Here is a 21,235-nt window from a genome sequence, read left to right as displayed (position 1 = left end):
CGGTGCGGTCGTTCGCCCGGAGAGGAGCGCAGCTTCAGCGCCTCAGAGACGCCGCCCATCGAGCCCGCAGATCGGGTCGCCCGGGTTCGTGCACTCGGGCTGCGGGGACCGGACCTGCGGCTGCGGGCCCGGCGCCGCAGGCCGGGCGAGCGCCTCCCGCAGGCGGGCGAGCGCGCTCTCATAGGCGCGGAGCGCGCCCTCGTCGGCGCCCGCGGCCCTCGCGTGCGCCGCGGCGACCCGGGCCGCCGCCGTGGCCTCGGTCCGCCGCCCCTCGGCGGCCCAGGCGGCGAGATCGGCGTGGCGCCGATCGAGCGCCGCGATCCTCTCGAGCGCGTCGAGCCGCGCCTCCAGCGCGTCGAGCGCGTCCCCGAACGCCCGCAGCCGGTCGTGGTCCAGCGCCCGCGGATCGAGGGCATTCCGCGCCGCCTCGGCGGTTGCGCGCGCCTCCTCGGCGTCGTGGGCGAGGGGCCGGCCGCGCAGCGCCGCGTGGCGCCGGTCGAGGGCCGCGAGCTCGGCCGCCCTCGCGCTCGCGCGCTCCTCTGCCAGCGCCGCCTGTGCGTCGCGGAGCCGCCGGGCTTCCTGCTCCAGGCCCGCCACGTGCTGCGCGCCCCCGTACGCGGCCGCTGCGCCGCCGCACAGCACGACGCCGAGCGCTGCGGCGAGCGCGTGCAACAGGCTGCGGCGTCGGCCCTCGGCGCGCGTGCGGACGACGGCCAGCTCGTGCGAGCGCGCCGCGGTGTCGGCCTCGAGGCGCGCCCTCGCCTCGGCCTCGATGCGCGCGACCTCGAGCGCCGCCCGCGCCCGCGCTTCGGTGCGCGCCTCCGCTTCGGCCTGCTCCTGCTCGCGCCGCGCCCGCGCCTCTGCCTCGGCGGCGGCCCGCGCCGCCTCCGCTGCGCGCCGGCGCGCCTCCGCCTCGCGCTGCTCGCGGGCTTCCTGCTCGCGCGCCCTCGCGCGCTGGAGGTGCTCCTCCCGCACGCGCGCCTCCTCGAGCTCCGCGAGCTCGGCGAGCGAGAATGTGACGGACGTGTCGGAGGTATTTCGGGGCATCATCGACATCGGGCTCCTCTCCGAGCGCCGCCTGATGCACCCCTTGTGCCGGCGAGATCTGACGTGAATTCGTGCACTTGGGGCCGCGATTCAGCCCGGATGTCCGATCGCGATCGCGCCCCGCGCTGCCCGGTGCGATCGCGATCGCGCGACCGTGCCCGCGCGCGCGCCGCCCCGGACCGCGGGGGCCGCCGAGCGGATCACCGTCACCGGGGTGCCCGCGCTCTCCTGGGCGAAGCAGGCGCCGGCGAACGTGAGCGCGTCGTTCGTCGCGCCTGCCTTGACGTGCTCGTTCAGGACATCGACGACGCCGCACGTCTCGCCGTCTCCGGTGGTCGAGTCGCAGGTGACCACCCCTCTCGGCCGACGGATCGCACCCGGTGCAACGCGCTTGGGCCGAGGTCGATGTCGTCCAGCGCGGGTGCTGCCAGTCCGGTCAGATCATGACCGCGGCGGCCTTGCTCGAGCACAGGCCTGATCCGAGCGACTCCGACATCGGTTTTTCTTGAATTCTGCTATCTTGCGCGCCCCTCGCCGGGTCCCTGGCGGGGCGAGAGCCAAGGACACGCCAATGACCCCTCCGCTTCACGACATCGTGCTTCCCGACAGCCGATCAGCATTCGAGAACGAAGAGCGTGAGCCTCCCGCGAAATTCGGCGCTACGCCGCTTGCTGTGAGCTTTGTGGCATGCCTGCTGACGGCGGGGGTTGCGTGCGGAGAGAGCGAGCCCGCTCCGGTGGCAACCGGGGACGGCGGACGCGGTGGGGAGGGCGGCACCGGCGGACGCGGTGGGGAGGGCGGCGCCGGCGGACGCGGCGGCGAGGGCGGCGCCGGCGGACGTGGCGGCGAGGGCGGCACCGGCGGACGCGGCGGCGGCGGGGACGGCGGCGCCGGCGGACGCGGTGGGGACGAGCTCGGTGAGCTGCGGAGAGCAGCAACAGAGGCCGGTAAGCTCCTGGGCGTCGCGGTGGACGCGAGCGCGTTGCGGGACGAGCCGATGTATCGGGAGATCCTTGCTCGCGAATTCGACTATGTCACGGCGGAGAACGCCATGAAGTGGGGTCCGCTCGCGACGAGCGCCGACAGCTACGACTGGGCGGGCGCCGACGAGATCGTCGCGTTCGCCGAGGAGCACGGTCAAGCCGTCAAGGGTCACACCTTCGTCTGGCATCAACAGACCCCCTCTTGGCTCGATGAGAACATGAGCGCGGACGAGCTGAGCGCCGCCCTGAAGAGCCACATCGAGACGACCTTGGCCCGCTACCGGGGCCGGATTCGCGCCTGGGATGTCGTCAATGAAGCCGTGGACATGAACAGCGGCTCCAAGTACACCGAGAGCATCTTCTGGCAGAAGCTCGGGCCCAGCTACATCGAGGACGCGTTTCGCTGGGCGCGCGCCGCCGATCCCGACGTCTTGCTCTTCTACAATGAGGTGGGCATCGAGCGCCTCGGGCCCAAATCGGACTTCACGTACGAGCTGATGCAGGAGCTCCTGGCGAACGGCGTGCCCATCGACGGTATCGGCTTCCAGTCGCACGTCTCGATTCATCGCTATCCAGCAGAAAGCAATCTTCGCGCTAACATTCGACGCTTCGCGGACCTGGGCTTGAAGGTCAACATCAGCGAGCTCGACGCGCGTACCCTGCTGATGCCCGGCACGCGCGACAGCCGCTGGCAAGCGCAGCGCCTGGCATTTCAGCAGATCGTGGGAGCCTGCGTGGTCGAGCCCGGCTGCGAAGCGGTGACATTCTGGGGCTTCACCGACAAGTATTCCTGGATCAACGACGACGGCGAGCCCGACGACGCGTTGCTGTACGATCGAGAGTACGGGGCCAAGCCGGCCTATGATGGCGCGCTGGACGGGCTGCGGGGTTTGCTCCCCGTCGTGGGAGAAAATCTGCTCCAGAATGGGGATTTCACGGGCGGCGACGCAGGCTGGGTGGCGACGGGTGGGGAGCTCAGCGTGGACGCCGCGGGCGAGCGCGAAGGGTTTGCAGGCTGCGTGAGCGGACGGACCGACGCGAGCCACGGGTTGAGCCAAGGCGCCCTGGTGGAGCCGCTCTCTCTGGGTGGCTCATTCTCCTTCTCCAGCTGGGTACGCGTGGGCGGCGCCGGCGACGAGACCGTGAATGCCGCGCTGACGGTCACCGAAGAAGGGCAAGAACCGCGAGTTCTCTCGGTCGCCACCGTGGTGGCCCACGACTCGCGCTGGATTGAGCTCGCGGGCTACTTCAGCCCCGGCGTCAACGCGGCGCCTGTCCGCATCGAGCTCACGCTCAATGGGCCATCGGCGGACGTGGAGCTGTGCGTGGCCGACGTGAAGATCCAGCCCTTGAGGTGACACTTTCTGGGCTCCCAGGATCGCCGTCCGTGAGGCTCGGAGCCGCGGTCCGGGTGGCTGCCGTCGCTCACCGGGGGGTAACGAGACGCAGACCGATACGATCGGTTGCGCGAACGGGGTTCTTCGTCATCACGCAACAGCAGGACATCCGGAGACATGCTCGGGCGCGAACGGGCACATCGCCCTCACGGTCCCCGTCTTTGAGATGTCAGCCGCCGCGTTCGGCCAGAGCCCGATCCACACCGCGGGGAGCGAGACGTTCCGCGTCATCTATTCGGTCGATCCGAGCGGCGCGCTGCTCTACGCGGTGGACGCGCCCAGGCTCCACGCCTTCGAGGACAAGAACACTCCGCACGCGATCGCCGCCGGCGTCGACGGGAGCGTCTTCTACGCGAACGGCTTCTATTCGAACGCGCACGTCATCAAGTACGACCCTTCCGGGGCCGTCGCCTGGGATAGAGCGAACACCGGGACCCCGTCATCGGTCGCCCTCGCGGCCGTGCCCGACGGCGGCGTCGTGCTCGCGATCACGGAGGCATGGGAGGTTGATCTAGGGTGCGGTCCGGTGCCTCCGCTGTCGGCCGGCAACCGGGATCTCGTGCTGGCCCGCTACGACGCCGCGGGGAATTGCCAGTGGTCGACGCGGCCGGGCCCCGAGTACGAAGCCTACGCCCTGTCGGTCGAGGGAGGCTTCATCGGGGTCGTGACGATCGACGGCTTTCTTCGGGTGTCCCTCGCCGACGGCTCGACCCTCGTCGAGGACGCGGCGCCCACGGGGCTCACCTATACGGACCGGACGTCGGCGCCCATCGGCGGAGACGCGATCTTCGCCATGTTCGCGAGCGCGGGGACCACTGATTTCGGCCTCGGGCCGCAGCCTCCCTACGGGGGAAGCGCCACGGGTCATTTCTACGTGATGCGCGAGGTCGGCGCGACGCGCTGGGCGAGGTCGCCCGGGCCGGCGTTCAGCCTCTCGCGCGTCGGGGCTCGCGCCGGAGGGTTCGCCTATGCGACGCTCACCGCGACCCACCAGCTCGACCTCGACGGCGTGCTCGAGTCGATCGACGGGACGAGCTACTTTCTGGTGCGCATGGCGTACTGAGATCCGGGCCGCTCGGAGTCTGTCCCGCTGGACATGTGATTGTCTTGGCGCGCAGGTCGATCACGAAATCGCGCTTGCTGAACCTACGCGGCCGCCCACGCGCTCAGGTTGAACGAGCTTCGTTCGAGGAGGAAGCTACGACGGTGTCAGTCAGGGAACCAGAGCAGCTTCTCGGAGGAGGGTTTGTAACAGCTGTCCCTCGCTGTCTCCTCGTCGTCCGAGCAGCTGGACGACGAGAGGCAGCCCGCGATGGCGTGCAGCGCGCCTGCGTTGTACGTGGTCGTGAGCACCACCCGCTGAGCCGTCTCCAGCCTGTCGACGGCCGTCTTGCAGTCGGCCGCCGACACCTCCTCGCAGCGGTCCGCCCGCTGGCACCGCGCCGCGATCACCTCCTCGCTGCCCGGCCCGTCCGCGCCCATCTCGACCGTGACCTCGTCGTTGCAATCGGCGACGAGCTGGCTGTTGTCCGGGGCATCTTCACCAGCCGCCTCGTGCCGCGCCGTGAAGCACTTGGTCATCCCGCGCAGGTAGGCCGCCGACGCGGTCGGGTATGCGCCTTTGCACGCCCCGAGGTGCTCCCATGCATCGCCCGAGCCGCTCAGCTTGGCGAGAGCCTGGCACCACGCTGCCTGGGCGGTCGTGACATCGGAGCTATCTGGGTAGCTGGCCCCGCCGCCACCGCAGGCGGCGACCAGCAGCGCAGCGATCCCGCGGGCAGCGATCGCGGGGAGGGTCGGAGGTCGGAAGGCGCTCATGCCCGGCTGTTTGCCAGGAATGCGCGCGGACCGTCAAGGTTTGTGATCTGACACGCCTGAGGGAGTTGTATTATATCACCGAGCGTAGCTCCCTATCGGACCTGCCTCGGCGGTTGGGCCCGGGTTGGGCCCACGCCCTCGCGGGGCGTTCCCCGCGTCAGCGCACCGGCGGCTTCAGGTCGTCCGGCAACCTCCCTGCGGGCGGCCGCGGCAGCTCGGGGAAGCGCTCGAGCGGCGACGTCGGTGACGCCGCGTCCGGCCCGGCGTCGGTCTGACCACCGGCGTCGGTCTGGTCACCGGCGTCGGGCTGGGGGCCGGCGTCGGAGGTACCGCTGTCCCCGGCGTCGTTTCCCGGATCGCGCGGGGGCGGGCGCGTGTCGTCGGAGCAGGCGCAGAGCGCGCAGGCGGCGATCAGGAGGAGCCACGGTCGCATGGTCTGGCTCCCCCGCTCAGTACTTGACCCAGATCTCGGTGCCTGGATGGATCATCGTCAGCACCTCGGTATCCGGCTCCGTCATGATCAGGCTCTGGGTGTTCGGGTTGGGGCTGTACGCCGCCTTCCCCGCCCAGACGATGAGCGCGTCCTGGAAGACCGAGAGGTCGTGGACATGCTCGTTCACCGTGTACTTGTTCCATCCGGGCGAACGCGGCGGCAGGACCGCCAGCGACGGCGCTGGATGCGTGGCCGGGGTGCCCGCGTCCGCGTCGTGGCTTCCGTGCTCGCCGGAGGTGTCCACCCATTCGGCGATCGTCTCGGTGCCGTCCGCGGTGCGGCAGGTCTGGAGGGTGGGGAAGTACAGCGTCTTGAACGGCGCGTCCGGGACCTTGAACCGCACGGCCAGCTTGTAATAGTTGGTGTCCGCCGGGAGCACATCGGCGGCGGCCTTGGTCCAGACGACGGCCGTGACATTGCCCTCGGTGTCCTTCTCCAGGGCGGCCTTGCCGAGCGTGCTATCCAGCGGTCGCACCGACGTCACCCCCGCCGGGATCTGGACCTTCACCCGGTAGGTATCCGCCCCGTCGCAGCCGTGGCCGACACCGAAGGTGGCCTCATGGGTGGCGCCGGCGAACGCGGGGCCCGACACGGAAATGTGCGCCTGTGCCGCGGCCACGGTGAACAACGAGCCTGCAACAATCAGGCAGCTCTGCAACGCCCTCTTCATCTCAAGACCTCCACCAGGGAAAGCTCCAGCACTCTAGTGGGGCCGCCATCCGTTGGAAATGCGACCTGTTGTCGCAGCGCTCGACGACCGGGCCGCGCTGCCGCAGAACGTGTCCCGGACGAGGAGCGGCATCCATGGGCTCCGGCGCACGCCTCGCCGCCGACGAGGCCGGGCGCGCCACGGCACGCCGGTTGGACCACTTTTTTCCGCCGGATCGCCGGGGACGGCCTGCTGCTGAGCTACCCTCCGGCACCGGAAACGGTCTCCTCGGGGTAGCTGAGCTTCCCTCCGGCATCGGAAACGGTCTCCTCGGGGTAGCTGAGCTTCCCTCCGGCATCGGAAACGGTCTCCTCGGGGTAGCTGAGCTTCCCCTCCGGCACCGGAAACGGTCTCCTCGGGGTAGCTGAGCTTCCCTCCGGCATCGGAAACGGTCTCCTCGGGGTAGCTGAGCTGCCCCTCCGGCACCGGAGACGGTCTCGGGAAGGCAGCTGAGCTTCCCTCCGGCACCGGAGACGGTCTCGGGAGGGCAGCTGGGCAGCCCGTGCGCAAGATCACGACGTCCGTCGCCTGCCGCCGGGATTCTGGCGGCGCCCTTGACGCAACGAGATCGGTATTTGCTCAAGCCCCCTTCAGCCGGTAGCCCACGCCGGGCTCGGTGATCAGCATCTGCGGCCGCGCGGGATCGCGCTCCAGCTTGTGCCGGAGCTGCGCCATGTAGACGCGCAGGTAGTGCGTCTGCCCCGCGTACGCCGGGCCCCACACCTCGCCGAGGAGCTGGCGATGCGTCAGCACCTTTCCCGCGTGCCGGATCAACGTCGTGAGCAGCTTGTATTCGATGGGCGTCAGATGGATCTCCTCGCCCGCTCGCAGCACGACCCGGCGCGCGAGATCGACCTCGACGTCCTGCACCTGGAAGCTCGAGCTCTCCGCGTTCGCCCCGCGCGCCGCGCGGGCGGCGTGGCGCAGCGCCACGCGCAGCCGCGCCTGGAGCTCGCCCGCGCTGAAGGGCTTTGTCAGGTAATCGTCCGCGCCGCCGTCCAGCGCGTCGATCTTGTCCTGCTCCTGTCCGCGGGCCGACAGCACGATGATCGGGACAGCGCTCCACTCCCGGAGCCGCCGGGTCACCTCCAGGCCATCCATGTCAGGGAGCCCCAGATCGAGGAGCACGAGATCCGGATTGCGCGTCGTCGCCTGGGCGATCCCCTCGCCGCCCGTCTCCGCCTCCACGAGCCGGTAGCCGCGGGCCGCCAGCATCGCGCGGAGGAACCGCCGCATCTGCGGCTCGTCCTCGATCAGCAGCACGAGAGGGGACGCGTCCGACATTCGCCCGACCAGGCTATCAAGCCCCCGAGGCCGCTGGCAGCTCCGGGCCCGCGAGGTCCGGCGGGCGGCCATCGATGGGCAACGTCACGCGGAAGATCGCGCCCCCGTGAGGCCGGTTCTCCGCCGTGATCCGCCCGCCGTGCGCGGCCACGATGCCGCGGCAGATCGTGAGGCCGAGGCCGAGGCCCTGGCGGCCGTGGCCGCGCCCCCGGTAGAACTTCTCGAAGAGGATCTCCTCCTCGCCCGGCGCGATGCCCTGACCGCGATCCTTGATCTCCAGCACCGCCACGCTCCCCTCGGTGAACCCCCGGATCGCGATCGGGCTGCCGGCGGGTGAGTACTTGAGCGCGTTCTCGAGCAGGTTGATGAGCACCTGCTCGATCAGCACGCCATCCATCGGGACGAGCCCAGTCGCCCGGTCCAGCTCGATCGAGACCTCCCGTCCCTCGAGGTGCTCCTCGACCCGGTTCAGCGCGGCCCCGACGACCTCCTCGAGCGGCAGCCACTCCTTCTTGACCGCGAGCGCCCCGGACTCCAGGCGCGTCATGTCCAGCAGGTTGCGGACGAGGCGCTCGAGCCGCTGCGCCTCCTCCAGCACCGTCTGCGTCAGATCCCGCCGGGCCGCCGGGTCGAGCGCCGCCCCCTCGTCGCCATCGTCGAGCAGCGCGCCCGCGGCGCCGGTGATCGTGGCGAGCGGCGTGCGCAGATCGTGCGAGACGGAGCTCAGGAGGGCGTTGCGGAGCTCCTCCGCCTGCGCGCGGAGCTGCGCGCCCTGGGCCTCCCGCGCGAGCAGGGCGCGCTCCAGCGCGAGCGCCGTCTGCGTGGCGAAGGCGCCGAGCAGCTCGCGCCGGCTCAGGTCGAGGAACGACGACGGCAGGCGCGGGCGGACGCTGAGGACGCCGATCGGCCCGGAGGAGCCCTCCAGCGGCAGGTGCATCGCGCCCGCGCTCGGGAGGGTGTCCGTCCCGGCCCCCGCGGCCTTGCCGCGCGCATACGCCCACTCCGCGACCGCCCGCTCCTGCTCGCTGGAGGCCAGATCCTCGGCCGTCCCCGCCCGGACGGCGAGGCGGCCGTCGGGGCCGGGCAGGAGGACGGCCGCGTCGGCCTCGAAGACGTCGCGCACGTGGCGCGCGGCCGCCAGGCTGAGCTTGTCGATCCCGCGCAGCGCGGTCAGCTCCCTGCTCATCGCGTAGAGCGCCGCGGTGCGCTGCTCGCGCTCGCCGGCGCTCGCGGCCTGGCGGCGGATGCGCGCGGTGAGGCTGGCGAAGACGAGGCCCACCCCCAGCATGATGACGAACGTGAGCAGGTACCGGAGATCGCTTACCGCGAAGGTCAGGTACGGCCTTACGAAGAAGAAATCGAAGGCGGCGACGCCCAGCACCGAGGCGAGCACCGAGGGCCCGGCGCCGAAGCGGCTCGCGACGAAGACGACCCCGAGCAGGTACACCATGATGAGGTTCGCCAGGTCGGAGAACGGGTGCATGAGCCACGAGACCAGCGTGCAGAGCGCCGCCACGCACGCGCTCCAGGCATAGGCCAGCGGCCTGACCGGGCGCCGCTCCGGCGGCCCGGGGTCCGGCTTCTGAGCCTCCGCCGTCCCCTGGATGACGTAGACGTCGATGTCGCCGCTCTGGCGCACGAGATCGTCGAGCAGCGAGCCGTAGACGAAATCCTTCCAGCGGGGGTGGGTCGGCTTGCCGACGACGATCTTGCTGACGTTGTGGCGCCTGGCGTACCGCAGGACCTCCCCGGCGACCTCCGCGCCGTGGAGCTGGACCGTGCTGGCGCCGAGGCGCTCGGCGAGCGCGAGGTTCCGGTCGACCCGCCCGCGATCGGCCTCGGAGAGCCGCGCCTGCGCCGGCGTCTGCACGTAGACCGCGTGCCACTCCGCCTTGAGGCTGCCGGCCATCCGCCGCGTCGCCCGGATCAGGCGCGCCGACATGGGGCTCGGCCCCACGCAGACGACGATCCGCTCGGCGACGGCCCACGTCTTCTGGATCCCGTGGGCGCGCATGTAGCCGCGCATCTGGCCGTCGACGCGCTCGGCGGTGCGACGCAGCGCGAGCTCGCGCAGGGCGATGAGGTTGCCCTTGCGGAAGAAGCTGCTCGCCGCCCGCTCGATCTGCTCCGAGAGGTAGACCTTGCCCTCGCGCAGCCGCTCGAGGAGGTCGTCCGGGGGCAGGTCGATGAGCTCGATCTCGTCGGCGCGCTCGATCATCGAGTCGGGCACCGTCTCCCGGACCACGACGCCGGTCACCTGCGCCACCACGTCGTTCAGGCTCTCGATGTGCTGGACGTTGACGGTGGTGTGGACGTCGATCCCGGCGTCGAGGAGGTCCAGGACGTCCTGCCAGCGCTTCGTGTGCCGCAGCCCGGGCGCGTTCGTGTGCGCGAGCTCGTCGACGACGAGGAGCTTCGGACGGCGCTTCAGCGCGGCCTCGAGGTCGAAATCGCGCAGCGTCCTGCCGCGATGCTCGATCTCGATCGCCGGCAGGCGCGGCAGCCGCGGGGGCTCATCGAGGAGCGCCTCCGTCTCGGCGCGCCCGTGCGTCTCGACCCACCCGACGACGACGTCGACCCCTTCCTCGCGGAGCGAACGCGCCGCCTTCAGCATCGCGAATGTCTTGCCGACCCCGGGCGCGGCGCCGAAGAAGATCTTGAGCTTGCCCTTCCGCTCGCGCTCCTCCTCCTCGCGGGCGGCGGCGAGCAGCGCCTCGGGATCTGGCCGGTCGTCGCGTGCGTCCACGGCCGGCGCCTCCCCTCAGCGGACGCCGTCGAGGGCGAGGTTCAGGAGGAGCACGTTCACGTGGGGCTCGCCGAGGAGCCCGAGCAGGCGCACCTCGGTGTGCCTCGCGACGAGCCGGCGCACCTCGTCCTCGGGGAGGCCGCGCGCGCGCGCCACGCGCCGCACCTGGTGCTCCGCCGCCGCGGGGCTGATGTGCGGATCGAGGCCGCTGCCGGAGGCGGTCACGAGGTCGACCGGCACCGGCGCGGCGCGCTCCGGATCCGCGGCGCGGAGCGCGTCGATCCTGGCCTTGACCACCTCGGCCAGGGCGGGGTTCGTGGGCCCGAGGTGGCTCCCGGCGGAGGCCTGCCCGGCGTAGGGCACGGGGCTCGTCGCCGAGGGGCGTCCCCAGAAGTAGCGAGGATCGTCGAATGGCTGGCCGAGCAGGGCCGATCCGACCACGCGGCCGTCCTTCCGCACGAGGCTGCCGTTCGCCTGCTCGGGGAAGGCGGCCTGCGCGATCGCGGTCGAGAGCAGCGGGTAGACGAACCCCGTGACGCCGGTGAGGACGAGGAGGAGGACGAGGGCGGGTCGCAGGTGCGCGAGCATAGCGTTCTTTCCTTGGGTGATCAGGCGAGGCCGAGCGCGGAGAGGAGGAGATCGATGCCTTTGATCCCCACGAACGGCACGAGGAGCCCGCCGAGGCCATAGACGAGCAGGTTCCTGCGGAGCATCCGCTCCGCCCCGACGGACCGGTAGCGGATGCCCCGGAGCGCGAGCGGGATCAGCGCGACGATGACGAGCGCGTTGAAGATGACCGCGGAGAGCACCGCGCTCCGCGGGGTGGCGAGCCCCATCACGTTGAGCCGCCCGAGCGAGGGGTACGTCGAGACGAACGCCGCCGGGATGATGGCGAAGTACTTGGCCACGTCGTTCGCCAGGCTGAAGGTCGTGAGCGCGCCCCGCGTCATCAGGAGCTGCTTGCCGATCTCGACGATCTCGATGAGCTTGGTCGGGTTCGAGTCGAGGTCCACCATGTTCCCGGCCTCCTTCGCGGCCTGGGTGCCCGTGTTCATGGCGACCGCGACGTCCGCCTGCGCCAGCGCGGGGGCGTCGTTCGTCCCGTCGCCGGTCATGGCGACGAGCCGCCCGCCCGCCTGGTACTCGCGGATCAGCGAGAGCTTGGCCTCGGGCGTGGCCTGCGCGAGGAAGTCGTCGACGCCGGCCTCGGCGGCGATGGCCGCGGCGGTGAGCGGGTTGTCGCCGGTGATCATCACCGTCTTGATGCCCATGCGCCGGAGGTCGCCGAAGCGCTCCTGGATGCCGCCCTTCACGATGTCCTTGAGGTGGATGACGCCGAGCACCGCGCCGCCCTCGGCGACCACGAGCGGCGTGCCGCCCTTCCGGGAGATGGCCTCCGTCACCGCGCGCACCGCGGCCGGGACCGCGCCGCCCTTCTCCTCGACATAGGCCTCGATCGCCTCGACGGCGCCCTTCCGGATCTCGCGCGCGCCGTAGTCGACGCCGCTCATCCGGGTCTGCGCGGTGAAGGGGACGAAGCGGGCCCCGAGGGCCGAGAGGTCGCGCTCGCGCAGGCCGTGCTTCTCCTTCGCGAGCACGACGACGCTGCGTCCCTCGGGCGTCTCGTCGGCGAGCGACGCGAGCTGCGCGGCGTCGGCGAGCGCCCTCGCCTCGACGCCGTCCGCCGGGATGAGCTCCGTGGCCTGCCGGTTGCCCAGCGTGATCGTGCCTGTCTTGTCGAGCAGCAGCACGTCCACGTCGCCGGCGGCCTCGACGGCGCGGCCCGACGTGGCGATGACGTTCGCCTGGATCATCCGGTCCATGCCGGCGATGCCGATCGCCGAGAGCAGCCCGCCGATCGTGGTCGGGATCAGGCACACGAGCAGCGCCGTGAGCACGGTGATGCTGATCGGGGTCCCCTGCCCCGCCGCCCGGACGCCGAAGACCGAGTAGGGCAGCAGCGTCACGGTCGCGAGGAGGAACACGATCGTGAGCGCGGCGAGCAGGATGTCGAGCGCGATCTCGTTCGGCGTCTTCTTCCGCTTCGCCCCCTCCACCATCGCGATCATCCGGTCGAGGAACGCCTCGCCGGGGTTTCGGGAGATGCGGAGGATGAGCCAGTCGGACAGGACGCGCGTCCCGCCGGTGACGGCGCTCCTGTCGCCGCCGCTCTCCCGCACGACCGGGGCGCTCTCGCCGGTGACGGCGCTCTCGTCGACCGACGCGACGCCGACGACGATGTCGCCGTCGCCGGGGATGATCGCGCCTGCCTCGACGAGCACGAGGTCTCCCCGCCGGAGGCTCGACGCCGGCACGGTGGTCCGCGCTGCGCCGCGCTCCGGGGCGGAGAGCTTCACGGCCTCGACGTCGCGCCGCGCCTTGCGGAGCGTGTCCGCCTGCGCCTTGCCGCGCCCCTCGGCCACGGCCTCCGCGAAGTTCGCGAAGAGCACGGTGAACCAGAGCCAGAGGGAGACGGCGAGGATGAACCCGGCCGGTTCTTCGCCCTCGCCGCCCTGGCCGACGAGCGCGTGCACGAACATGGCCATGGTGAGGGCGCTCCCGGCGAGGACCACGAACATCACCGGGTTGCGCACCTGATGGCGCGGATCGAGCTTGCGGAACGCGGCGGCGATCGCCGGCCTGAGGATCGCGGGGTCGAGGAGCGGCCTCGCCGCGGTCTTCTTCCCCTCCACGTCGCGGGACGGGTGGCGCGGCCTCGGCGGCGGCGACAGCGCGGGGGGCGGAGGAGGAGCGGGCGCGCCGCGCTTGGCGATCACCTCGGCGGACGAGTGAAGATTCATGGTCATCGCGTCATCTCCAGGTGCTCGACGATCGGACCCAGCGCGAGCGCGGGGACGAAGGTGAGCGCTCCGACGAGCAGCACGGTGCCTGTCAGGAGCGCGACGAACAGCGGCGTGTGCGTGGGCAGCGTGCCCGGGCCGGCCGGGACGAGCTTCTTCCTCGCGAGCGAGCCCGCGAGCGCGAGCACGGGGACGATCACCGCGTAGCGGCCGATGAGCATCGCGACGCCGATGGCGGTGTTGTAGAAAGGGCTGTTCGCGCCGAGGCCGCCGAAGGCGCTGCCGTTGTTGTTCGCGCCGGACGAGAACGCATAGAGCACCTCGCTGAACCCGTGCGGCCCTGGGTTGAAGACGCCCTTCTGCCCTCCCTCGGTCATCACGGCGACGGCGGCGCCAACGAGGACCGTGATCGCCGGGAAGAGCACGACCAGGGACGCCATCTTCATCTCGAACGCCTCGACCTTCTTGCCGAGGTACTCCGGCGTGCGCCCCACCATCAGGCCGGCCACGAAGACGGCGATGACGACGAACATCAGCATGCCGTAGAGGCCGGAGCCCACCCCGCCGAAGACGACCTCGCCGAGCTGCATGAGCCAGAGGGGCACGAGCCCGCCGAGGGGCGTGAAGGAGTCGTGCATCGCGTTCACCGAGCCGTTCGAGGCCGCCGTGGTGGCGGTCGCCCAGAGGGCGGAGCTCGTGATACCGAAGCGCATCTCCTTCCCTTCCATGTTGCCGCCGGCCTGGAGCGCGCTCGCCGCCTGATCGACGCCCAGCCCGGACAGCGCGGGGTTGCCCGCCTGCTCCGAGGCGATGCAGGGGACGAGGAGGATCACGAAGATAACCGTCATCGCGGCGAGCACGGCCCACCCCTGGCGCCTGTCGCCGACCATCCGGCCGAACGTGTGGCAGAGCGCGGCGGGGATGAGGAGCAGCGCGAGCATCTCGAGAAAATTCGAGAGCGCCGTCGGGTTCTCGAACGGGTGCGCCGAGTTCACGTTGAAGAACCCGCCGCCGTTGGTCCCGAGCTGCTTGATCGCGATCTGCGAGGCCGCGGGCCCCATCGGGATCACCTGATGAACAACCACGTTGCCGCTCTGGTCCTTGACGGCCTGGAGCAGCGACGCGCTCTGGTATCCGCCGAACCCCTGCACCACCCCCTGGGACACGAGGAGGACGGCGAGCACGAGCGAGAGCGGCAGGAGGATGTAGAGGGTGCTCCGGACGAGATCGACCCAGAAGCTCCCGACGGTGTCCGCCGTCTTCCGCGTGATCCCGCGGATCAGCGCGACGAGCACGGCCATGCCGGTGGCGGCGGATACGAAGTTCTGCACCCCGAGCCCGGCCATCTGCGTCAGGTAGCTGAGCGTCGACTCGCCGCCGTACGCCTGCCAGTTCGTGTTGGAGGCGAAGCTCACGGCGGTGTTGAACGCGAGATCGGGCGGGACGGCGGCCATGCCCTCGGGGTTCAGGGGCAGGACGCCTTGCAGCCGCTGGAGCGCATAGACGACGAGGAGCCCGGCCAGGTTGAACGCGAGCACCGCGAAGGCGTAGTCCTTCCAGCGCATCTCCTGATCCGGGCGCACGCCCGCGGCGCGGTAGACGAGCCGCTCGACCGGCTCGAGGACGCGGGCCATGAGGCCGCGCTCGCCCTGGTAGACCCGCGCCATGTAGGCGCCGAGCGGGACGGAGAGGCCGATGAGGACGGCCAGGTAGAGCGCCGGTTGAAGCGCGCTGCTGGCGGTCATGACAGGCTCTCCGGCTTGAGGAGGGCGAAGATCAGATAAAAGAGGAGCCCCAGGGCGAGCACGCCCGAGATCCAGGTGAACGCGATCATGGCGCTCAGACCCTTTCACAGAGCTTGATGAGCCCTGCAAATAGCGAGAAACAGAGGACCGTCAGTCCCAGGTAGATCATGTCCATGGCGACCTCATCGGGCGCAATCGGCCGCGATCGCGCGCTCTTTCGCCCGCGCCGACCGAGCGGGACTGAACGTAGTCCGCCGCGGGTCAAGGGGTCATCAAACCCGGGAGGCGCGACGTCAAGAAAGTATCAAGAAGACGGCGAGACCGCGCGTCTCGGCCTTTGCCTCGCCCGCCCGAGCCACGGAGAGCGCGGGGGCGATGAGGCGGCGCGCCAGCGTCCCGCCGGCCCCCTCAAGGCGCGCCCTCCCGGCGGGGAGACCGCGTCGATCAGGCCTCCGGGCCGCGGGCCATCTGCCGGGGTGGGCGGCGGCGCCATGTCAGCCGCCGCCGTAGGGCCCCGGGATCACCGGCCCCGGCGCGAGCAGCCGGCTCCCCTCCATCAACCACACCGTCATCTCGCTCGTCCCGGCCCGCTGCCAGACCACGTCCGCCATACCGTCGAGGTTGACGTCGCCGGCGGTGCGCGCCTCCCAGCCATCACCGAGCGGCCCCGGGATCACCGGACCCGGCACGAGCAGCTGACTCCCTTCCATCAGCCACACCGCCAGCAGGTTCTGCTCGGTGTTGTTCCAGAACACGTCCGCCATGCCGTCGCCGTTGAAGTCGGCGCCCCGGACGACGTCCCAGCCGTCGCCGAGCGGCCCCGGGATCAGCGGGCCCGGCGCGAGCAGGCCGGTGCCTTCCATCAGCCACACCGCCATCAGGTTCTGCTCGACATCGTGCCAGACCGCATCCGCCATGCCGTCGGCGTTGAAGTCCCCCACGGCGCCGACGTCCCAGCCATCGCCAAGCGGCCCCGGAATGAGCGGCCCCGGCGCGTGCGGGCGGGTGCCGTCCGTCAGCCACACCGTCATCACGCTCCGTTCCCCATGGCTCCAGAGCACGTCCGGAAGGTTGTCGGCGTTGAAGTCGATCCCCCTGGCGATCCAGCCGCTGCCGCCCGGCCCCGGGAGGATCGGCCCCGGCACGAGCAGCTGGCTTCCGTCCATCGGCCAGATCGCCATCACCCCCTGTTCGTCATGGCGCCAGAGCAGGTCCGCCATGCCGTCGGCGTTGAAATCGCTCGCCCTGGCGTGCCAGGGGTCGCCGAGCGGCCCCAGGATGAACGGCCCCGGCGCAAGCAGCCGATTTCCCTCCATCAACCACACGGCGATGAGGTTCTGCTCGGGGTCGGTCCAGAGCACGTCCGCCATGCCGTCGGCGTTGAAGTCGATCGCCTGGACGACCTCCCACCCGTACTCGTTGATGCGCTGCCCCGCCGCGCCGATGGATCGCCCCGGAAGCCCGGCAGGCAGCGCCTCGCGCTGCGGCTCGACGCCTTCCGCGCAGGCGATGAGGGTGAGGAGCGCACAGGCCGCGCTCGCGGCCCTCACGACAGCAGCAGGCTTTCTCATGCTCGCCTCGTCCGCGCCTCGCGCGCGGTGCGCGCGGTGATCGATGGGGGCTCCGGCGGCGACGATCCGGCCCCGTGAGCGCGCCGATCACGCGCGCGGGGGTAGCGGCAAAGGCCGGTCCATCGAATTCCCGTCATGCGGCGGATCTCGGCGCAGCGCCCACATGCGAGCCAGACCGGGCATTCCCCGCTTCTTGCATGGCGGGTCGTCGCATAGGCCTTCTGTGCTCATCGAGCGGTTCGCTCACCAGACATCCGGACGCATGCCGCGCTTCATGCGCTGGCACATGGGCCCCGAGCTCCGATCTCTCGGAGGAGCGGCCTCGCAGGGCGCCGATGCGCCACGCGAGACGCGCGTTCCGCCGGAGCTCGCCGCGCCTGGGCAGCTCGGATCATTGCGGTTATGACGGCACCTCGAGGTTCAACGATGTTTGCACCCGACGTAAAGATCACACTCGGCATGGCGATGACGCTCGTTGTTCCATCCCTCGGCTGCGCGGGCCCGCGGGAGGCGCCTTGGCCCGCGGATAGCGGCGGCGTGCGCGCCGAGACCGGCGAGGTGCGCCTGCCCCTATGTCACGGTCAGTTCATCGCGAACGTGACCGTGCTCCCCGAGACGTATCACTGGGAGGATGCCGCCCACGTGCTCACCGTCGCCGAGGGGTTCGGCCCGCGGACGCTCGATATCAGCGTGGCGTCGAGCGTCCAGCCCACCGTGACCATTGACAGGGCCGTCACGGGCACCTTCCCGCCCGCGAGCGCCCAGCCCGTGACGGGCACGACGGGCATCCCGGGAATGCCGCCTATCAACGAGCTCCCGGGCGTACCCGGCACACCGTTCGCGCCCGGCACACCGTTCGCGCCCGGCACACCGTTCGCGCCCGTCGTGACGGGCACGCCGGGCACCCGCGCTCCCGCGGACTGCCAGCCTCCGTGGAACAGGCCTGTCGACTGCATGCCTCCGAACGGACAGCCCTCGTGGAGCATGCCGGGCAACGGCGCGCCCTCGAACGGACAGCCCCCGTGGAACATGCCGGGCAGCGGCGCGCCCTCGAACGGACAGCCCTCGTCGAGCATGCCGGGCAGCGGCGTGCGCCCGAACAGCCCTTCGCTGGGCCTACCCGGCAGCTGCACACCGACGATCTCGGACATCTCCAGCGCCGTTGGATTCAGCGTGAGCGAGACCATCACGCTTCAGGCCAGCTCAATCTACTTCGTCCCGACGGCTGCGTATGCGCGCGTCTCGGCGTACCCCGTCTTCCAGAAGATCACCTGGAACATCGTCAGCAACGGCGGCTGGAACTGGGGAGCCGGCCCGGCAGGGGGCATCGTCGTCGGCTCCGGCGTCGTGCTCAAGCCGATTGGTGTCTATTTTGCGACGTACCGCGCCTATGACTTTGCCGCAATGGGCGGGGGAGTGCTCAACCCGGGCCCGATCCTGGGCCCTCCCACGTACGGCGCGGGCGGCGCAGGCGCGGGCGGCGATCCTGGCAGCGGCGGCGCGGGCGGCGATCCTGGCGCGGGCGGCGGGGGAGCCACCGGCGGTGCTGGGGCCACCGGCGGAGCAGGCGGTTCGGGGGGCGGCCCGTGAGCCCGCGCCTCGCGGGCCGGCCAGCGTCGTGGCTGTCGCCGGCCCGCGAGTCGCCCTGATCAAGGGGTGACCAGCTCGACCGGAGGAACGGACTCGCACGCCGTGTGGCCCAGGACGCTGACGTCCGAGCCACGAACGGCGATGCCCACGCAGCGCGCATGGGCGTAACGGCCGGGTCCCACGCTTCGCCCGATCGTGACCTTGTATCGCAAGACGTGGCCGCGCCCGTGGATCGGCATGACCTCCTCGATCCGTATCACGTCCATGTGGTATCGCCAGCTCACGAACTCGACGATACGCTGGAGACGATCGACCCCGAAGAGCGGCGCATCGCCGAACAGGATCCCCTCGGGATCCAGCAGGTAGTCGTGCTGCCCGTTGTTGTCCCAGTATTCACGCCCGGCGACGATGTACTGAATCGCGAACCGCGCCGGCTCCGCGTGGTCGGCAGGATAGACGATCCCGGAGAACACCCACCGCTCGGGGGAGCCCCACGGCGGCGCGGAATCGTACCTGGCCGGAGCAACGCGCCACGCGCCGCCGGCGTCCCGGTAATGGATGAGCACCTGCTTCTCGGGGGCAATGTTGTCGACGAGCACCACGCCGGAGACCTCCGACACCGGCGGGTCGCCGCCGCGCCTGCGCGTCGCATGTTCAAGGCGAACCACGTCACTCGTGCCGCTCATTGCGCTTCCCCCCTCCCTCCGCGCAGCACTCGCCGGGCCGGCTGGAGGTGGGCACCGCTGGCACACGCCTGCAGCGCATATTCTGCGGAGCAGCCAGAATTCAACGCAAAGGCGCAAAGGCGCAAAGGCGCAAAACGACGGAGGGAAAATGAACGAGAATGATCTTGCGTCGGACTCGCGCCTCGATCGGCTCGCGGGCGAGCGAGTCATCGTCGAGCGCAAGGCCACGGTCGCGCACAACAGAGTATTCGAAGCGCAGGCCCTCACCTACCTGCGGCTCTCGAACCTCAAGCTCGCGATCGTCATCAACTTTGGCGAGGTGAGCGTGAGGCAGGGTATCCATCGCGTGGTGCGTGGTGCGTGGTCAACCAATTGCAGGAATGACTTCCCCCCTCTCCCTTGTCTTTTTGCGCCTTTGCGCCTTTGCGCCTTTGCGTTAAATTCCGGCTTCCCGTTGTGAATGGACGCGCTCCGCCACCGCTTCAGCGACCAAGGTGCTGGAATAGACGGCCCAACCAGCGGATTCACCCGACGCTGCGCCCAGCCGCATAGGGGGGCTGGACGGCTGGCACCCTCCGGCGGATTCGCAAGTCGTTGTGCCCTTGCTCGAACCATGCACCCACAGATTCTACGGCTTTGCGCTGGTGGCCCTGATCTTCCAACCGGCTGGCGCTCGAGGCGCTGGGCGAGCCTCCATGGGAGATCACAACGGCCGCGGGCGTTGTGCACGAGCTTGCGCCGGTCGCGGGCGGCGATCCCGCGCGCGGACTCACGGCGCGAAGCGCATCGTCTCGGCGGAGAAGCCGTCGCCGCCTCGGTTCGCCTTTTCGAGCGTCTCGTCGAATACATCCGCTGCGCGGCCCGGGCCCCCTGGGCCGATCTCGAACGTGACGCGATCCAGGGTGAGCTGCTCGTCGTCGGCATAGGCGATGCCGATCGAGGGCCCGCCGGAGCCCCCGCCGCCGTAGCCGCCCTTGCCGCCCCAGCCGCCGTAACCTCCTCGGCAGGCGTATTCGCTGAGCGTGTCCGCCCGCGGCCCCGACGGGCCTCCTTGCGGGCCAGCCCCACCGCCTTGGCCTTCGCCCCCCCGGCCTCCGGCGCCGCCCCAGCCCGTGACCACGCGCGTTTCCCGCAGGGTCACCTTGCTCCCCGGATGCGCGAAGATCGCGATGCTCGAGCCGCCCCCGCCGCCGCCGTAGCCGCCCTGGCCGCCACAACCGCCGCCGCCGCCCGAGCCGCCCGACGCACCGCCCAGCGCCGCGTTGCCGCAGGCGCTCCGGCCGCCCCGCGCGCCGCCGCCCCCGCCGCCCCCCTGGCCGGGCGCTCCCGCGCCGCCTTGCTCGCCAGGCACGCCCTCCCACCCGGCCGCGGTGAGGCGTCCACCCTGGCCACCGGCGCCTGGCGCGCCCGGCGCGCCGCGCTCCCCATCGAGGCCGTCCTTGCACCCGGCGCCGTCCTTCGCGCCTACACCACCCGCGCCCGCGTTGCCGGGGTTCGGGATCGGCAGCGGCTTCCCATCGTCGCCATCGCCGCCGCGGTCCGGAGTCCCGTCGCCCCCTTTGCCGCCCGTCGAGACCAGGTCGCCACACACGCTCCTCACGGCGGGTGCGCCGGCCACGGTGGCTGCCGAGCAGGCGTCCTTCCCGATCGCGCCGGTCTCCCCGTGCGGCGCCTGCGGATTGATGAGGCCCCAGTCCACGCCGTCCACGCCTCTCTGGGCATGACCCGTCTCGATCTTGCTCCGAAGCACCTCCACGACCGCACCCGGCTCTAGCCTCATCGCGACGACATCGAGGCTCGTGTCCGGTGGGACCTCGGCGAACAGGTGCACCTCCACGATCGTGGATACGCCGTCGCCGACCACCTCGCCGTCGCCCTGCGCTGCGACCACGGTGATCAGAGCGTCGCGGCGCCTTGCGCCTCCGATGGTTGCCAGCAAGCCGCCCAGATTGTCCGTCGTGTGCCTCCACTGCCCCCAGCACTGGAAACCGCCCCACAGATCGATGCCGGAGGGCAACGTGAAGCCCGCGAGGAAAGGCTCGCTGCAGGCGAAGATCCGCCCCCGTGCGCGCGGCGCGAGCTCGGCCGCACGGGCGAGCGTCCTCACCGGTTTCTCCATCGTGCCGGGATTGCTGTCGTCCCCTTGCGTCGTGCTCGCGAACACCCCGCAGCCGGCCTGCACGCGCAGCGCGGCGAGGCCCTCGAGACACGCCTCCTCCGAGGGCTCGGCCGCGGGCTCGGCGTCGCAGGTGCCCCCCTCCGCGCACGGCGGGGTGGTGGACGGCTCCGTTCCGCACCCCAGGGCGACCGGAGAGGACAGCAGAAGGACCCATGCAGCGGTTGTGATCTTCATGATCCTCTCTCC

General features: G+C 71.0%; 19 protein-coding genes and 1 pseudogene. 5 read left to right on the top strand and 15 right to left on the bottom strand.

The window, feature by feature from the left end; all coding sequences use genetic code 11:
* Window positions 1-42 precede the first annotated feature (42 nt).
* Together WMF36_RS07355 and WMF36_RS07350 are read right to left on the bottom strand one after the other, a co-directional pair.
* The gene (locus WMF36_RS07355; RefSeq protein ID WP_437578888.1) at window positions 43-1,050 is read right to left on the bottom strand and encodes a hypothetical protein; all 1,008 of its coding nucleotides are present in this window, start codon (window positions 1,048-1,050) and stop codon (window positions 43-45) included.
* An 87-nt stretch (window positions 1,051-1,137) separates the two neighbouring features.
* A complete protein-coding gene (locus WMF36_RS07350) occupies window positions 1,138-1,401 on the bottom strand; it encodes a hypothetical protein (RefSeq protein ID WP_437578887.1) in 264 nt (87 codons plus the stop codon).
* 2 nt (window positions 1,402-1,403) lie between these two features.
* Here WMF36_RS07350 and WMF36_RS07345 point away from each other — a divergent pair.
* The 3 genes and pseudogenes from WMF36_RS07345 to WMF36_RS07335 form a co-directional block, all read left to right on the top strand.
* Window positions 1,404-1,544 (top strand): annotated as a pseudogene (locus WMF36_RS07345) (2Fe-2S iron-sulfur cluster-binding protein); the annotation flags it as partial.
* 74 nt (window positions 1,545-1,618) lie between these two features.
* Entirely contained in the window at window positions 1,619-3,388 is a 1,770-nt protein-coding gene (locus WMF36_RS07340) for an endo-1,4-beta-xylanase (protein ID WP_437578886.1), read from the top strand.
* Between the two features lie 205 nt (window positions 3,389-3,593).
* The gene (locus WMF36_RS07335) at window positions 3,594-4,490 is read left to right on the top strand and encodes a hypothetical protein (protein ID WP_437578885.1); all 897 of its coding nucleotides are present in this window, start codon (window positions 3,594-3,596) and stop codon (window positions 4,488-4,490) included.
* 146 nt (window positions 4,491-4,636) lie between these two features.
* Here WMF36_RS07335 and WMF36_RS07330 read toward each other — a convergent pair whose 3' ends face one another.
* The 11 genes from WMF36_RS07330 to WMF36_RS07280 all read right to left on the bottom strand — a co-directional run bounded on the left by WMF36_RS07330 (window position 4,637) and on the right by WMF36_RS07280 (window position 16,594).
* On the bottom strand, window positions 4,637-5,245 hold the full coding sequence (locus WMF36_RS07330) for a hypothetical protein (protein ID WP_437578884.1): 609 nt from the start codon (window positions 5,243-5,245) through the stop codon (window positions 4,637-4,639).
* 157 nt (window positions 5,246-5,402) lie between these two features.
* Entirely contained in the window at window positions 5,403-5,678 is a 276-nt protein-coding gene (locus WMF36_RS07325; protein ID WP_437578883.1) for a hypothetical protein, read from the bottom strand.
* A 16-nt stretch (window positions 5,679-5,694) separates the two neighbouring features.
* Window positions 5,695-6,408, bottom strand: coding sequence for a YcnI family copper-binding membrane protein (locus WMF36_RS07320; RefSeq protein ID WP_437578882.1), 714 nt, complete (start codon window positions 6,406-6,408; stop codon window positions 5,695-5,697).
* Between the two features lie 239 nt (window positions 6,409-6,647).
* Complete coding sequence (locus WMF36_RS07315; RefSeq protein WP_437578881.1) at window positions 6,648-6,788, bottom strand: hypothetical protein; 141 nt, start codon at window positions 6,786-6,788, stop codon at window positions 6,648-6,650.
* Window positions 6,789-7,026: 238 nt separating this feature from the next.
* On the bottom strand, window positions 7,027-7,731 hold the full coding sequence (locus WMF36_RS07310) for a response regulator (RefSeq protein WP_437578880.1): 705 nt from the start codon (window positions 7,729-7,731) through the stop codon (window positions 7,027-7,029).
* 16 nt (window positions 7,732-7,747) lie between these two features.
* Window positions 7,748-10,477, bottom strand: a complete 2,730-nt coding sequence (locus WMF36_RS07305; protein ID WP_437578879.1) for a DUF4118 domain-containing protein — start codon at window positions 10,475-10,477, stop codon at window positions 7,748-7,750.
* Between the two features lie 15 nt (window positions 10,478-10,492).
* Window positions 10,493-11,065 carry a potassium-transporting ATPase subunit KdpC gene (kdpC, locus tag WMF36_RS07300; RefSeq protein WP_437578878.1) on the bottom strand — a complete coding sequence of 191 codons (573 nt, stop codon included), beginning with the start codon at window positions 11,063-11,065 and terminating at the stop codon, window positions 10,493-10,495.
* 20 nt (window positions 11,066-11,085) lie between these two features.
* The gene (gene kdpB / locus WMF36_RS07295; RefSeq protein ID WP_437578877.1) at window positions 11,086-13,284 is read right to left on the bottom strand and encodes a potassium-transporting ATPase subunit KdpB; all 2,199 of its coding nucleotides are present in this window, start codon (window positions 13,282-13,284) and stop codon (window positions 11,086-11,088) included.
* The gene (gene kdpA, locus WMF36_RS07290; RefSeq protein WP_437578876.1) at window positions 13,281-15,023 is read right to left on the bottom strand and encodes a potassium-transporting ATPase subunit KdpA; all 1,743 of its coding nucleotides are present in this window, start codon (window positions 15,021-15,023) and stop codon (window positions 13,281-13,283) included. Before kdpA ends, kdpB begins: the two co-directional genes overlap by 4 nt.
* Window positions 15,020-15,112: a K(+)-transporting ATPase subunit F gene (kdpF, locus tag WMF36_RS07285; protein WP_437308836.1), complete on the bottom strand. Its 93-nt coding sequence runs from the start codon at window positions 15,110-15,112 to the stop codon at window positions 15,020-15,022. The genes kdpA and kdpF overlap by 4 nt, the downstream gene beginning before the upstream one ends.
* Before the next feature lie 405 nt (window positions 15,113-15,517).
* Window positions 15,518-16,594 (bottom strand): FG-GAP repeat domain-containing protein, encoded by a 1,077-nt coding sequence (locus WMF36_RS07280; RefSeq protein WP_437578875.1) that lies wholly within the window; start codon window positions 16,592-16,594, stop codon window positions 15,518-15,520.
* A gap of 426 nt (window positions 16,595-17,020) precedes the next feature.
* Here WMF36_RS07280 and WMF36_RS07275 point away from each other — a divergent pair, with 426 nt between their 5' ends.
* Entirely contained in the window at window positions 17,021-18,184 is a 1,164-nt protein-coding gene (locus WMF36_RS07275) for a hypothetical protein (protein ID WP_437578874.1), read from the top strand.
* Window positions 18,185-18,243: 59 nt separating this feature from the next.
* Here WMF36_RS07275 and WMF36_RS07270 read toward each other — a convergent pair whose 3' ends face one another.
* On the bottom strand, window positions 18,244-18,870 hold the full coding sequence (locus tag WMF36_RS07270; protein ID WP_437578873.1) for a hypothetical protein: 627 nt from the start codon (window positions 18,868-18,870) through the stop codon (window positions 18,244-18,246).
* A gap of 148 nt (window positions 18,871-19,018) precedes the next feature.
* Between WMF36_RS07270 and WMF36_RS07265 the strand changes: the two genes are divergently transcribed.
* On the top strand, window positions 19,019-19,330 hold the full coding sequence (locus WMF36_RS07265; RefSeq protein ID WP_437578872.1) for a GxxExxY protein: 312 nt from the start codon (window positions 19,019-19,021) through the stop codon (window positions 19,328-19,330).
* 309 nt (window positions 19,331-19,639) lie between these two features.
* On the opposite strand, the gene WMF36_RS07260 is transcribed toward WMF36_RS07265, so the two are convergent.
* Window positions 19,640-21,223: a hypothetical protein gene (locus tag WMF36_RS07260; protein ID WP_437578871.1), complete on the bottom strand. Its 1,584-nt coding sequence runs from the start codon at window positions 21,221-21,223 to the stop codon at window positions 19,640-19,642.
* Between the last annotated feature and the right edge of the window lie 12 nt (window positions 21,224-21,235).

Origin of the sequence: Sorangium sp. So ce887, from assembly GCF_051521455.1 — a bacterium.
In the GTDB taxonomy this organism is placed as follows: domain Bacteria; phylum Myxococcota_A; class Polyangia; order Polyangiales; family Polyangiaceae; genus Sorangium.
Note: the sequence above shows the minus strand (reverse complement) of the source record. Positions and strands in the feature narration are given on the sequence as shown.